Source organism: Thermaerobacter litoralis (assembly GCF_054654595.1).
This window is the reverse complement of the sequence record NZ_BAAIES010000011.1, coordinates 196787-211173: the sequence shown is the minus strand read 5'-3', so window position 1 is coordinate 211173 and position 14387 is coordinate 196787. Positions and strand designations below refer to the sequence as shown.

General features: G+C 68.4%; 9 protein-coding genes and 1 pseudogene. 9 read left to right on the top strand and 1 reads right to left on the bottom strand.

The window, feature by feature from the left end; translation table 11 throughout:
* Positions 1 to 4 precede the first annotated feature (4 nt).
* Positions 5 to 1408, bottom strand: a complete 1404-nt coding sequence (locus tag ACYQ02_RS11575) for an IS1182 family transposase (RefSeq protein ID WP_460040054.1) — start codon at positions 1406 to 1408, stop codon at positions 5 to 7.
* A gap of 16 nt (positions 1409 to 1424) precedes the next feature.
* On the opposite strand from ACYQ02_RS11575, the gene ACYQ02_RS11570 reads away from it, so the two are divergent.
* The 9 genes and pseudogenes from ACYQ02_RS11570 (at position 1425) to ACYQ02_RS11530 (ending at position 14176) form a co-directional block, all read left to right on the top strand.
* The gene (locus tag ACYQ02_RS11570; RefSeq protein WP_460040568.1) at positions 1425 to 2348 is read left to right on the top strand and encodes an HD-GYP domain-containing protein; all 924 of its coding nucleotides are present in this window, start codon (positions 1425 to 1427) and stop codon (positions 2346 to 2348) included.
* 17 nt (positions 2349 to 2365) lie between these two features.
* Positions 2366 to 2995, top strand: a complete 630-nt coding sequence (locus ACYQ02_RS11565) for a DUF5317 domain-containing protein (RefSeq protein WP_460040567.1) — start codon at positions 2366 to 2368, stop codon at positions 2993 to 2995.
* 328 nt (positions 2996 to 3323) lie between these two features.
* Positions 3324 to 6143 carry a preprotein translocase subunit SecA gene (gene secA, locus ACYQ02_RS11560; RefSeq protein WP_460040566.1) on the top strand — a complete coding sequence of 940 codons (2820 nt, stop codon included), beginning with the start codon at positions 3324 to 3326 and terminating at the stop codon, positions 6141 to 6143.
* A 96-nt stretch (positions 6144 to 6239) separates the two neighbouring features.
* A pseudogene (prfB, locus tag ACYQ02_RS11555) lies at positions 6240 to 7335 on the top strand (peptide chain release factor 2); the annotation flags it as partial.
* A gap of 449 nt (positions 7336 to 7784) precedes the next feature.
* Positions 7785 to 8471 carry a cell division ATP-binding protein FtsE gene (ftsE, locus tag ACYQ02_RS11550; protein ID WP_460040565.1) on the top strand — a complete coding sequence of 229 codons (687 nt, stop codon included), beginning with the start codon at positions 7785 to 7787 and terminating at the stop codon, positions 8469 to 8471.
* Entirely contained in the window at positions 8461 to 9348 is an 888-nt protein-coding gene (gene ftsX, locus ACYQ02_RS11545) for a permease-like cell division protein FtsX (protein WP_460040564.1), read from the top strand. The genes ftsE and ftsX overlap by 11 nt, the downstream gene beginning before the upstream one ends.
* 372 nt (positions 9349 to 9720) lie before the next feature.
* Positions 9721 to 10983: a murein hydrolase activator EnvC family protein gene (locus ACYQ02_RS11540; RefSeq protein ID WP_460040563.1), complete on the top strand. Its 1263-nt coding sequence runs from the start codon at positions 9721 to 9723 to the stop codon at positions 10981 to 10983.
* A gap of 545 nt (positions 10984 to 11528) precedes the next feature.
* Complete coding sequence (locus tag ACYQ02_RS11535; RefSeq protein ID WP_460040562.1) at positions 11529 to 12911, top strand: S41 family peptidase; 1383 nt, start codon at positions 11529 to 11531, stop codon at positions 12909 to 12911.
* Positions 12908 to 14176, top strand: a complete 1269-nt coding sequence (locus ACYQ02_RS11530) for a PDZ domain-containing protein (protein ID WP_460040561.1) — start codon at positions 12908 to 12910, stop codon at positions 14174 to 14176. The genes ACYQ02_RS11535 and ACYQ02_RS11530 overlap by 4 nt, the downstream gene beginning before the upstream one ends.
* Positions 14177 to 14387 lie beyond the last annotated feature (211 nt).

Below are 14387 nucleotides of genomic sequence, written 5' to 3'. Positions count from 1 at the left end.
CTATCTACGCCAACCCCGCCGCCATCCAACCCAAGGGCGAGGATGAGGACGCCTCCGTGACCCTTCGCCAGAGCTTCAGCAAGTTATGGGTCAGGCAGAGCAGCTTCCACTCGCTGTCACACGCCGCCAGACCCCGACGCAGGAACCGGTCGGCCCCTCGCACGGCCTTGATCTGCCCGAACACCGGCTCCACGGTCTGGCTGCGCTTGGCGTAGATCGCCTGCCCTCGCCGGGTCCGCAGCTTACGTTCCATCCGCTCCCGCAGGCTCAGCCCTTTGGGGATCCGGCCCCGCGGAGGGGGTGCATCCTTCCAGGCTTGGCGCTGCTTCCACTCCTTGCTCGTCGCCAGGAACAGTTCCGGCCCATCCGCCGGTGCCTGCTTCACGTTCGCCTCGCTCCAGTACCCCGCGTCGGCGACGACGGCCCGGATGGGCTTGTCCACGCCCGCGGCCCGCAGGTTGGCTTGCGCCTGCTGGAGCATCGGGTGGAGTTGGCCCACGTCGTTGGCGTCCTGCGTCACCGCCGCGGCCACGATGAGCTGGTCTTCGGTCACCACCGCCTGGGCGTTGTACCCTTGCACAAAGCCCTGCCGGGTCTTCATGATCCGGCTGTCCGGGTCCGTGACGTTCGCCTTCGCCGCCGGATCCACCGAGGGATCCGGCGCCTTCGGCTTGCGCCCCCGCCGCTTCTTGCCGGTCGCCTGCTCCTGCGCCTTCCGCTCCTCGATGCGGGCCTGCTGCCGGGCGGCTTCCCGGGCCGCCTCGTCCTCCAGCCGCCGCTTGCATGCCTTCAGCCGCTCCAGCCGGCTCGCACGGTGGCGCAGCTCCTCCGGCAACTCGTCCCCACGACGCCCGGAGCCGTACCGCTCATCTTCTTCCCGGTCCGTGGCCTCCGCCTCCCGGAGCATCTTCTCCACTTCCTGGCGAATCGCATCGTAGGTGCGGTTGGCCGCCAGCGAGGCGTTGGCCTTGACTTTCGTCCCGTCCAGCGCCACCACGCCGACCTTCCCCAGCCCCGCCTCACGGCACAGCCGCAGCACCTGGGTGAACAGCGCGGCCAGCTCCCGTGCATGGCGCTGGCGGAAGCGGGCGATGGTCACGTGATCCGGCTTCTGGTTGGCGGTGATCACCCGGAAGGCCACGTCCTCGAGGCACAACCGCTCGATCCGCCGGCTCGACCGTTCGCCGACGCAGTAGGCGTACAGCAGGAGCGTCACCATCAGGGTTGGGTCGTAACTCTCTCCGCCCCAACCGTCGGCGCGGTACTTCTCGTAAAAGGCCCGCAGGTCCATCTGCTCGACGGCGTCGATCAGAAACCAGGCCAGATGATCCTCAGGCAGCCAGTCGCGAAGGCTCGGTGGGAGCAGGTACAGTTGGTCGCGGTTCACCGGGCGGAAGTTGTAGGCCATAGGAACACCTCAGGCGATGGCGAATTCCAACCGATGCCTTCACTTAACCTCCCGTGGCTGCAATCCTGCGGAAATACCTGGGTTCGTGAAACAGGCTCTAATGCCTTTGGCTTACTTGATTGCTGTCATCGAAGAACGAGTGGGTCTGTTTGGTGTGTTTTTGTTCTTGCTCCCCCTGGTGGTTGCGCGTTTTTCTTTTCAACGGTATTTGGATGTCTACAGAATGTTTTTGGGAACTATACGGGCTCTGGCCTTGGCGCTGGAGGCGAAGGATCGTTATACGTACGGACATGCGGACCGAGTCGCCCGGTTGGCAGTTACCATTGGGCGACAGCTCGGGCTAAGCGATATTCAATTGGAACAGCTACAGTATGCTGGGATCCTGCATGACATTGGGAAAATCGGGGTCCGAGATGAGATACTAAATAAGCCAGGCAAGTATTCGCCCGAAGAATATGAGGAAATGAAGAAGCATCCTGTTATTGGCGCCCGCATCGTAGATGGTGTCCACTCCTTAGAGACGGTAGCGTATTGGATTCGGCACCACCATGAGCGATACGATGGAACAGGCTACCCCGATGGCCTTAGCGGTGAGGATATCCCCCTTGGTGCCAGGATCATTGCCGTTGCAGATGCGTTCGACGCCATGTTGTATGACAGGCCGTATAAGGCAGGAAGACCCTTACCGGAAGTGATCGAGGAGTTGAAGCGGTGTTCGGGAACGCACTTTGATCCGCGCATTGTTGAGGTTCTCTTGGAACTGATTTCCGAGCCCGAACGTGTAGCGGATTTGACGCGGCCCCCCGAATTAGAATTTGTCCAGTACCTGGAGTCATTGTATGGTTGGTCACCCCAGTTTAAATCGTATCGTGACGAGGTGGCCGTGTCCTTTGAGGAACTGGCCTTCGCTGCAGAGGATGATGGATCTCGGGACGGCTAGCCCAATGGCAAGCAGGAGTGGACCCGAAGGTGTACGCGATTTCCATTGTTGGGGCACTTATTTTGGGGTGGCTTAAGGGCGGAAGGGTCGGACGGCTGGGGCAAGTGCCTCTCCGGCTCATTATTCTTCTCCCTGTCCCGTTCATCATACGGTCCATATTGTTACGTTCCCAGTACGTCGATGGAACGTTGCTGAGTCGCATGGCTGAAGAGATGCAAGTGTTGGCATATAGCCTTTTGGTGGTGCTTGCTGTTGCGAACCGACATTTGCCCGGGTCGCCCCTTCTCATTGGTGGTACTTTAGCCAATGCTTTAGTCATAGTTGCAAACGGTGGGCGCATGCCGGTAAGTGAGTGGGCGATTCGCATTGCTGCTGGTGGAGCCGACAGAATTCGGACACTGGACTATCTGCGTTCTGGAGTGAGCCTTACTCACGAGATATTGGTGCCTGGTACTCGTTTCCCCTGGTTGGCGGATATCATTCCCGTGCCTCGGCCGTTTCCGTTCCCATCGGTTGCGAGCTTGGGTGATGTTGCGCTAGCTATAGGTCTGGCATGGCTGGTCTATTCGGCAATGGTTGGAAGGATTGGTAACGGTTCTAAGGCCGTGCTGTCCGGCCCTGCAGGCGGCGCCATCGGTCGCCCCTGAGCTGCGCCCTGTCGGGTCAAGAATGGGGAGGGCCGGTCGCGGTCGGCTTCGCAATACTGGCGCACGTGGTCTTGGCCGCATTCGCGTGATAGAATAGAAAAGACGTGCAGGAGGTTTGGCCGTCGTGGTTCGCTAGGGCCCAGCGGTCGGCTGGGCCGCCGAGCGTGACCCGGGGCGACCGGTTTGGTGTCCTTGCCCAAGATCCAGTTGGGCAGGGGAGAGGTTTCGGGGAAGAGGACGGACGCTGGGGCGAACGAACACTGCAAGATCGTGACCGACCCTTCCGGCGCGACCCAGTCGCCGGTTTTTTCTTCAGGAGATGAGAACGATGCTCGGGTTGCTGCGGAACCTGTTCAACTATAACGAGCGGGAGATCCGCCGGCTGTCGCGGGAGGTCGAGCGGATCAACGCCCTGGAGCCGGAGATGGTGCGCCTTTCGGACGCCGAGCTCCGGGCCAAGACGGACGAGTTCCGCCGCCGCCTGGCGGGCGGCGAGACCCTGGACGACCTGCTTCCGGAGGCCTTTGCCGTGGTGCGCGAGGCGGCCAAGCGCGCCCTGGGCATGCGGCCCTTCGATGTCCAGCTGATGGGCGGGATCGTCCTGCACGAGGGCAAGGTGGCCGAGATGAAGACCGGCGAGGGCAAGACCCTCGTGGCAACCTTGCCCGCCTACCTGAACGCGCTCACCGGGCGGGGCGTCCACATCGTCACCGTGAACGACTACCTGGCCAAGCGCGACGCGGAGTGGATGGGCCGGATCTACCGGTTCCTGGGGCTTTCGGTGGGGGTCATCGTTCACGGCCTGAGCTTCGAGGAGCGCCGCCGCGCCTACGCCGCGGACATCACCTACGGGACCAACAACGAGTTCGGCTTCGATTACCTGCGCGACAACATGGCCCTCTACCCCGACCAGGTGGTCCAGCGGGAGCTGTATTACGCCATCGTCGACGAGGTGGACAGCATCCTGATCGACGAGGCCCGCACGCCCCTGATCATCAGCGGCATGGCCGACAAGCCCACCGAGCTGTACTACCAGTTCGCCCAGATCGCCCGCAAGCTGGAGCGCGACCGGGACTACACCGTGGACGAGAAGGCGCGCACGGTGGCCCCGACGGAGGAGGGCGTTCACCGGGTCGAGCAGATGCTGGGCGTGGAGAACCTCTACGCGCCCGACAACCCCGTCGACTATGCCCATTACCTGATCAACGCGCTCAAGGCGAAGGAACTGATGCGGCGCGACGTCGACTACGTGGTGAAGGACGGCCAGGTGATCATCGTCGACGAGTTCACCGGCCGTTTGATGTTCGGGCGCCGCTACTCGGACGGCCTGCACCAGGCCATCGAGGCCAAGGAGAACCTCAAGATCGAGCGGGAGTCCCAGACCCTGGCCACCATCACCTTCCAGAACTACTTCCGCATGTACGAGAAGCTGGCCGGCATGACCGGCACGGCCGCCACCGAAGAAGAGGAGTTCTCCAAGATCTACGGCCTGGACGTCGTCGTGATCCCGACGAACAAGCCGATGATCCGCCGCGACCTGCCCGACGTGATCTACAAGACCGAGGCGGCCAAGTTCCGGGCCGTGGTGGAGGAGATCGTCGAGTGCCACCGGCGCGGCCAGCCGGTGCTGGTCGGCACCATCTCCATCGAGAAGTCCGAACGCCTCAGCGAGATGTTGAAGCGGCGCGGCATCCCGCACCAGGTCCTCAACGCCAAGTACCACGAGCGGGAGGCCGAGATCATCGCCCAGGCTGGTCGCGTCGGCGCCGTGACCATCGCCACCAACATGGCCGGCCGCGGGACCGACATCCTGCTGGGCGGCAACCCCGAGTTCCTGGCGCGCCAGCGCATGCGCAAGTTGGGCTATTCGCCGGACGTCATCAGCGCCGTCTCGGGCCAGCTGGATCCGGACGACCCGGAGCTGGCCGAGGCGCGCCGTGACTACCTGCGCCTCCTCGAGGAGGCGAAGCGGGAGACGGAGGCCGAGCACCAGCGGGTGGTCGAGCTGGGCGGCCTGCACATCATCGGTACCGAGCGTCACGAGGCCCGGCGCATCGACAACCAGCTGCGCGGGCGCGCCGGCCGTCAGGGGGATCCCGGTTCGTCCCGGTTCTACCTGTCCCTTGAGGATGACTTGATGCGGCTTTTCGGGTCCGACAGCATCCGGGGCATCATGGACCGGTTGGGGGTGGAGGAGGACGAGCCCATCGAGCACCCCCTGATCACCCGGGCCATCGAGAACGCCCAGCGCAAGGTGGAACACCGCAACTTCTCCTTGCGCAAGCAGGTCCTCGAGTACGACGACGTGATGAACAAGCAGCGGGAGGTCATCTACGCCGAGCGGCGCAAGGTGCTGAACGGCGAGGACGTCCACGAGCACATCCTGGGCATGATCGACGACATCATCCGGCATGCCCTGGACAACTACTGCAACGAGCACGCCCACCCCGAGGAGTGGAACCTGGAGGGCCTGGTCGAGTACCTGGAGGGCAACTTCCTGCCGGCCGGCACCCTCAAGGCGGATGAACTGGCCGATATGGGCCGGGACGCCCTGGCCGAGGAGATCAAGGCCGCGTTCCTCCGCATCTACGAGGAGAAGGAGAAGGCCATCGGCAGTGCGATGATGCGGGAGCTGGAGCGGGTCGTCCTGCTGCGCGTGGTCGATCAGAAGTGGGTCGACCATCTGGCGGCCATGGACGACTTGCGCGACGGCATCGGCCTGCGCGCCTACGGCCAGCGGGACCCGCTGCTGGAGTACAAGTTCGAGGCCTTCGAGATGTTCCAGCAGATGATCGAGAGCATCAAGGAGGACGTGGTCCGCATCCTGATGCACATGGAGGTGCGGCCCGGGCAGGCGGAGCCGCAGCGCCGGCGGGTCGCCGTCGGCGCCCGGGAGGAGAGCGGGCGGGCGCCGGTCTTCGCGCTGGCGGCGGCGGGTGCCGGGGCGCCCGGCGACGGAACCGGCGACGGGACCGGCCCGGCGGGTTCCACCGGTCCGGGACGCGGAGCCGTGGCCGGCGGGGCAGGGGCGGCCAGCCCCAACGGGGCGCCCCGCGAGCCCATCCGGGTCCAGAAGGTGGGCCGCAACGACCCCTGTCCCTGCGGCAGCGGGAAGAAGTATAAGAAGTGCTGTGGCCGCACGGCCTAGGATAGAGGACGGCGCGGCGGGGATGGACGGGCCGCGCCATCGGGTGACGATGGATCGACCCATGGATCGAACCATTGTGAGCAGGAGGTCGGAGCCATGTGGGATGAGGTCTTGCGCCGCATTCGGGCCCTGCGCCCGCGGCTCGACGAATTGAGGGATGATCTTTGACCTCGCCGGCAAGCGGCGGGAGATCGAGCGCATCGAACAGGCGATGACCGAACCGGGGTTCTGGGATGACCCCGAGCGGGCCCAGCAGCAGGTGCGCCAGCTCAAGATCCTCAAGGGGCCCGTGGAGCACTACGAGGCCCTGGACCGGCAGCTGGAAGACCTGCAGGTGCTGGCGGAGCTGGCCGCCGAAGAGGCCGACGTCTCGGTCATCCCGGAACTGGAGGAGGGCATCGCCCGGGTCGAGGAGGGCCTGCGCCAGCTGGAGCTGGACCTGCTTCTGACGGGCCCCTACGACGGGTATGATGCCATCGTCTCCCTCCATCCCGGCGCGGGGGGCACGGAGTCCCAGGATTGGGCCCAGATGCTCTGGCGCATGTACACCCGCTGGGCGGAGGACCACGGCTACCAGGTGGAGGTCCTCGACCTGCTGGAGGGTGAGGAGGCGGGGATCAAGAGCGTCACCTTCGCGGTGCGCGGGCCCAACGCCTACGGCTACCTGCGCAGCGAGCACGGGGTCCACCGGCTGGTGCGCATCTCGCCCTTCGACGCGGCGGGCCGGCGGCACACCTCCTTCGCGTCGGTGGACGTGCTGCCGGACCTGGGGGACAGCCCGGAGATCGAGATCCGGCCCGAGGACCTGCGCATCGACGTCTTCCGGGCCGGCGGTCACGGCGGCCAGCACGTCAACAAGACGGAGTCGGCGGTGCGCATCGTGCACTTGCCCACGGGCATCGTGGCCACGTGCCAGAACGAGCGCTCCCAGCACGCCAACCGGGAGACGGCCATGAAGATCCTCAAGGCGCGGCTGGCCCGCCATTACGAGGAGCAGCGCCTCAAGGAGATCGCCGCCCTGCGCGGCGACGTGGGCGAGATCGCCTGGGGCAACCAGATCCGGTCCTACGTCTTCCAGCCCTACACCCTGGTCAAGGACCACCGCACCGGGGTGGAGGTGGGCAACGTCCAGGCGGTGATGGACGGGCAGCTGGATCCGTTCATCAACGCGTACCTCAAGTGGGAGGCGGCCCGGACGGGCCAGCGCGGTGCTCCGCAGAACGGCAAGGCCGGGGCTGCGGTGGACGGGGCCGCCGGCGAGGGGGCCGGCGGCCGGGGCGCGGCCAAGGGGGCCGGGTCCTCCCGCAGCTGACGCCAAGCCGGCCGGGCCGGGTCGTCCTGGAGCAGGCGGTGGGCCGGACGGGCCGGTTCGTCCCGCACCCCACCCCTGGCGGTGCGGCGGCCGCACCGGTTCCTCCCGCCGTCGCCGGGAGGCCGGGCCGGCCGGCGGTGCGAGGGCGCGGGTTCGTCCGTCAACTCTGCGACCGTTCGATACGATAACTATCCGGGAGGTCGCCAGACGGCCTCCCGTTTTTCCGTTTTTCGCCCATGGTGCCCAATTCCACCGGAAAGTGGGGAGGGTTTGTCCCCCCGAGGTCGAAGTACGCCGGGCGCGGGAATTGTCGAGAGGTGGCACCCTCCGTGATCGAGTTCATCAACGTCAGCAAGGTGTATCCCAACGGCGTCACGGCGTTGCAAGACGTCAGCCTGCACATCGACCGGGGCGAGTTCGTGTTCCTGGTCGGGCCGTCGGGGGCGGGCAAGTCGACCCTGGTCCGGCTGATCTACCGGGAGGAGGTCCCCAGCCGCGGCATCGTGCTGGTGGACGGGCTGAACGTGGGCCGGATGCGGCGGCGGGACGTCCCCTACCTGCGCCGGCAGATGGGCGTGGTCTTCCAGGACTTCAAGCTGCTGCCCAACCGGACGGCCTACGAGAACGTGGCCTTCGCCATGTTCGTCACGGGCCACACCCAGCGCCAGATCCGGCGCCGGGTGCCGGAGGTGCTGGAGCTGGTGGGGCTGCGGGACAAGGCGGGGGCCCTGCCGTCGGAGCTGTCGGGCGGCGAGCAGCAGCGGGTCGCCGTGGCCCGGGCCGTGGTGAACCACCCCAAGATCCTGCTGGCCGACGAGCCCACGGGCAACCTGGACCCGGAGACCGCCTGGGGCATCATGGAGCTCCTGGTCGAGATCAACCGGCGCGGGACCACCGTGGTGGTGGCGACCCATGCCCACAACATCGTCAACTCCCTGAAGCGCCGGGTGGTCCGGGTCGAAGCCGGCCGCGTGATCGCTGACCAGGCCCAGGGGGTGTACGAGCGTGCGATTTGAGACCCTGGGGTACTTCCTGCGGGAGGCCCTGACGGGCATCCGGCGCAACGGCTTCATGAGCTTCGCCTCGGCCTCGACGGTGTTCGTCTCCCTGGTGGTGCTGAGCCTGCTGCTGGTGGTGGCGGCCAACGTGCGGCACCTGGCTTCTTACGTGGAGTCCCAGGTGGCGGTGGTCGCCTTCCTCGAGCCGGGCACCGACCGGGCCGAGGGCCGGGCCCTGGAGCAGCGCATCGCCGGCATGGAGGGCGTGGCCGGAACCCGGTTCGTCACCCGGGAAGAGGCCCTGCAGGACCTGAAGGCGATGTTCGGCGACCGGGCGGACCTGCTAGAAGGCGTCGAGCAGGAGAACCCGCTGCGGGATTCCATCGAGGTGCGGCTCGCCGACCCGCGCTACGGCGAGCAGGTGGCCACCGCCCTGCGGAGCGCCGCGGCGGTGGAGGACGTCAAGTACCGCCGCGACCTGGCGGACCGCATCCGACGGGTCGGCGACGCGGTGCGGACGGGTTCCGCGATCCTGGTCGGTCTTCTGGCCGTGACGACCCTGTTCCTCATCTCCAACACGATCCGCCTGACGGTCTACGCCCGCCGGCGGGAGATCCAGATCATGAAGCTGGTCGGGGCCACCGACTGGTTCATTCGCTGGCCGCTCATCATCGAAGGCATCTTGTTGGGTCTGGTCGGGGCCGGCGCCGCTGCGGGGCTGGCCTGGTGGGGCTACGACCGGCTGCTCTTGGAGGTCAGCCGGGCGGTGCCCTTCATCCCCCTGGTGCCCAAGGAGCCGCTGCTGGGGCAGGTGGCGCAGGTCCTGCTGCTGGGCGGCGCCCTTCTGGGGGCGCTGGGGAGCTCCATGTCGTTGCGCCGTCACCTGCGGGTGTAGGTCCAGCCGGTCGACCCGGTCGACCCGTTGCGCCGCCCAGGGGTGGGCTTGGGCCGCCCGCAGGTATGGGGCCCCAAGGGCGCTGGGGCCGGGCCTGCCGGGCTTGAACCGGAGGCCATCGCGCCCGGTGTGGGCGGCCGCGTCCGCCGGCGCGGCGACTGGGGCGAGGACTGGGCGCATGAGCTTTTGAAGTTTGCGGGTTCAACCGGTTCAGGGGACGAACCGGCCGCCGGGCGCGGCCGCGCCGGGGATGGGCACCCGGGTTCGCGGCCGCGCGGGTTCCCCGCGGCCGGGCATCATCCGGGGAGGGCATTGCGCATGGCGTGGTGGCGACGAGGTGCCGTGGTTGGCCGGAGGGGGGACGAGCCCCCCATGGGCAGGGCTCGGGCGCAGGGGCGGCGGTGGGCACGCATCGCCGCCGGGCTCGGAGCCGCCCTGCTGGTGGCCGGGACGCTGGCCGGCCTGGCGGGGCCGGCTCCCCAGCGGGCCGGTGCCGCCAGCTCGATCAGCGAGTTGCGGCAGAAGATCAACGAGGCCAACGAGACCCTGCGCCAGCTGGAACAGCGCCAGGCCGAGGCCCAGCGCAAGCTGCGAGCCCTCAAGGAGGACGAGGCCTCGATCCTCGAGCGGGTCCGCATCCTGGAGGAACAGATCCGCGAGACCCGCGTCAAGCTGGCGGAGCTCAACGAGAAGGTGCGCGACGCCGAGGCCCGCGTCGACGCCAAGCAGAAGGAGATCGACGAGGCCACCCGCCAGCTGGAACAGCGGGAGGACTACGTGGCCCGGCGGATCCGCGCCATCCAGGAGAACGGGACCGTGGGCGTGCTGGAGGTCCTGTTCGAGGCCAACAGCTTCTCCGACTTCCTAACCCGGTTGGACCTGCTGAGCCAGATCCTGCGCCATGACCTGGACGTCATGGCCCAGGTCCAGGCGGAGCGGGAGCGCCTGGTGGCGGAGAAGAAGGAGCTGGAGGCGGAGCGCCGGAAGCTGGTGGCCCTCAAGGCCGAGGTGGAGCGGCAGCAGCAGCGGCTCAACGCCACCGTGGCCAGCCACCGGGACGAACTGGCCCGCCTGGCCGAGCAGCGGCGCCAGTGGGAGCAGCACCTGGCGGCCCTGGAGGCCGACTCCAAGGAAGTCGAGCGGCTGCTGAAGAACCTGCAGGCCGACCTGAAGCGCCAGCTGGAGGCGCTCAACCGCAGCCGTGGCGGGCGCACCGGCGGCCGGTTCCTCTGGCCGGTGCCCGGCGAGTACACCATCACCTCGGGGTTCAACCCGGCGCGGCGCCATCCCATCTACGGGACGGTGCGGCCCCACACCGGCATCGACATCGACGGGCAGGGGCCGCCGGACCCCAACCCCGACACGTGGGATGAGATCGTGGCGGCCGAAGACGGCATCGTGGTGGCGTCCCGCTACATGTCGGGGTACGGCAACGCCATCATCATCGCCCACGACGAGACCTACTCGACCCTGTATGGCCACCTGAGCCGCCGCTACGTGGAGCCGGGCCAGGTGGTGCGGCGGGGGCAGGTGATCGGCTTGATGGGGACGACGGGCGCGTCGACGGGCACCCACCTCCACTTCGAGGTCCGGGTCAACGGCCGCCCCGTCGATCCCATGCCGTACTTGCGATGAGACGCGCGGGCCCGGGGACCGGCGGTCCCGGCGGTGAGCCCCAAGGGCCCGAGGACCGGTGATCCCAACGGTGAGCCGCTCGGGCCGGAGGACCGGCGATCCCGATGGTGAGCCGGGCGGGCTCAAGGGCCGGCGATCCCCACGAGCCCGCGCCCGCAGAGCCCAAAGAGCCAGCGTTAGGGGCCGGGTTCCCGCTTGGGAACCCGGCCCGTGCATCCGTGGAGGGGACTCCCGGCGGTGGCCGGTTCGTCCGGAGGGGACGGGTCGAGGGTTGTGCTATCCTGAATGGAGATCGGAACCTGAAGATCACCTGTCGATCGCCGGAGGGCGTCGAGCGCCCTTTGGCTCCGCCGGCTGGGGCGGATTCCCCGGTTGCGCCCGGTGGCGGATGGCCCGGGTGGATCGCGGGCCCCACAGCGAAGGCCGGGCCGCGGCGCGGACCCCGGGGCGCCGTGGTTCCCGACGCGACGGTTCGGCCGGGGCGGACGGGGGCATAGGCTGGTGGAGGCAAGAGCCTCGCTCCGGCTGGGAGGATCGGGATCGTCATGAGACCGTTGGGCCATTCCTTTGACACGGGACCGGCCGGGCGGGAGGGGGACCGCCCGGTTCTGACATGGCGCCAGGCCCTGGCCGGTGCCCTGATCCTGGTGGTCTTGACGGCCGGGGTGACCCTGGCCGTCTCCGACCGGGTGGAAGGGTTCTGGCTGCGGCTCTTCCCCCACAGCGTCGCCCTGACCGACGCGGAGAAGCAGCAGCTCCTGGAGGAACTGGTTCGCTCGCCCAACTTCGACCGGTTCCTCACCGTCTTCCAGCTGGTCCGGACCCAGTACGTGGATCCCTTGCCCGTAGACCGGCTCCTGGAGGGGGCGACCCGCGGCGTGGTGGAGGCGACGGGGGACCCCTTCTCGGCCTACTTCGACCCCCAGGAGTTCCGGGAGTTCCAGATCGACGTATCGGGCCACTACAGCGGCATCGGCGTCGTGGTGTCCGAGGGCAAGGAAGGCGGGGTCGTGGTCCAGACGCCCTTCGAGGGCTCGCCCGGTGCGACGACGCCCTTCGAGGGTGCCGGGCCGGACGACCCCGTGGGCCTGCGGCCGGGCGACGTGATCATCGCGGTCGACGGCCAGGACGTCACCGGGGAGTCGGTCGAGGCGGTGGCCCGCCGCATCCGGGGCCCGGAGGGGACCCAGGTGACGCTGGAGGTGCTGCGGGAGGGGTATGACAAGCCCCTCAAGTTCGTCCTGACGCGGCGCAACATCGACGTGCCGTCGGTCCAGGCCCACATGCTGGACGGGAAGATCGGCTACATCCAGCTGACCCAGTTCCTCCCCGACACGCCCGATGACTTCGAGGCAGCGCTGGACGAACTGCGGCGGCAGGGGATGCGCGGTTTGATCCTGGATCTGCGCAACAACCCGGGCGGCGAGCTGCAGGCGGTGGTGCGCATCGCCGACCGGCTGTTGCCGCGGGGGCCCATCGTCCACATCGAGTACCGGAACCGCGGCCGGGAGACCCACTCCTCCGACGCCCAGGCGCTGGGCCTGCCCCTGGCGGTACTGGTCAACCAGGGCAGCGCCAGCGCGTCGGAGATCCTGGCCGGCGCGATCCAGGATTACGGCGTCGGCGTGCTGGTGGGCGAGCACACCTTCGGCAAGGGCACCGTCCAGACCGTTTGGCCCCTGGATGAAGCAGGGCGCCGCCTCGGCAGCCTGGGAGGCGGAGGGGAGGAACGCGCCGGCATCAAGCTGACGGTGGCCCGGTACCTGACCCCCAAGGAGCGGCCCATCGTCATGGGCAAGGGGATCGAGCCCGACGTGAAGGTGCCCTTCGATCTTGAGAACCTGGAGGGAATGGGTGACCTGCGCCGCGACCCGCAGCTCCGGGAGGCCTATGAGCGGGTCCAGCAGATGGTCGCCGGCGGGGCATGAACGGGCTGTGGGACCTGCCGTGGGGTGAGCTGGTGCGCCTGCTGCTGGTCGATACCCTGCCGGCCACGGTGCTCAACCCCTCCACCGCGCCCCTGTTCCTCCTGGTCGTGGGCCTGGTGGCCTTCCAGTACGCCCGCGTCGGCCGGCTGGAGACCGAGCTCTTCGGCCGGCCGCTGGAGCCGTTGTGGCACCGGGTGCTGACGGCCGTGGCGGCCGGGTTGCTGGGCGGGTTTGTGGGCGGCCTGGTGATGACGGCCGCCGGGGTCGTCCTCGAGCCCCGGGACGTGGCGCCCCTGTGGCCCGTAGCCCTGGCTCTGGCCCTGATCCGCCCGCGGTTCCTGTGTTTCGCCTACGCCACCGGCTTGATCGGTGCGAGCCACCTCCTGCTGGGCTGGCCCCAGGTCCACATCCCGGGCCTGGTGGCGCTGGTGGGCGTGCTGCACCTGGCGGAGGCCATCCTGGTGTCCATCGACGGGGCGGAAGGGGCCACGCCCATCCTGGCTCGCAACGGCCGGGGCGAGGTGGTGGGCGGGTTCCTCCTGCAGCGGTTCTGGCCGGTGCCGGCGGCCATCCTGGTCATGGTGCAGCTGACCGTCCCGGGCGGCGGCATCGAAATGCCGTCCTGGTGGCCGCTGGTCGGGCCGGCAGACCCCAGCTTGCTCAACGCCGCCGGGTGGATCGTGGTCGCCTTCCCCCTGGTGGCCGGTCTGGGATACACCGACGTGGCGCTGACCGCGACCCCGGCGTCCCGCTCCCGGCGGATGGCCGGGGTCATGCTGGTCTACAGCGCCCTCCTGGTCCTGCTGGCCACCCTGGCGGAGCGGGACGCCCGGTGGCTCTGGCCGGCGACCCTGGCTTCGCCGTTGTTGCATGAGGCGATGATCCAGCTGGGGCTGGCCCGGGAACGCTGGGGCCGGCCCCTGTACGGGCCGTCGCCCGACGGGGCCCGGGTGCTGTGGGTGCGGCCCCGGTCGCCGGCGGCGGCCCTGGGACTGCAGACGGGCGACGTGATCCTTGCGGCCAACGGGCACCCGGTGCGCCGGGAGGCGGACCTGCGTGCCGTGGCCATGGACTTGTGGGAGGGACCGCCGCGGGTCTTCGACCTGCGGATGGAGGTCCTGCGCGGCGGCCGGCGGCTGGTGCTGGAGATGGAGCGGTTCGACCCCACGGTGCCCTTCGGGGCCTTGCTGGTTCCTCCGCCTGGGGAGCCGGTTCCTCCGCTGCTGGTCGACCTGCGGCGGAGCAAACGCTTGTTTGGTGCTTGACGGCGGCGGTAAACTGGTAAGCGCGGCGGGGCCGAAGGCCGGGCCGCGGGTGAGTGCGGGGCGTGCCCTGCCGGTGAGCGTGGGGCGCGTCCTGCTGGAGCGTAGGGCGGGGCCTGCCGGAGCGAACGGCGTGGCCTGTCCTGCCCGTGAGCATGGGGTGCGTCCTGCTGGAGCGTAGGGCGGGGCCTGCCGGAGCGAACGGCGGGGCGAG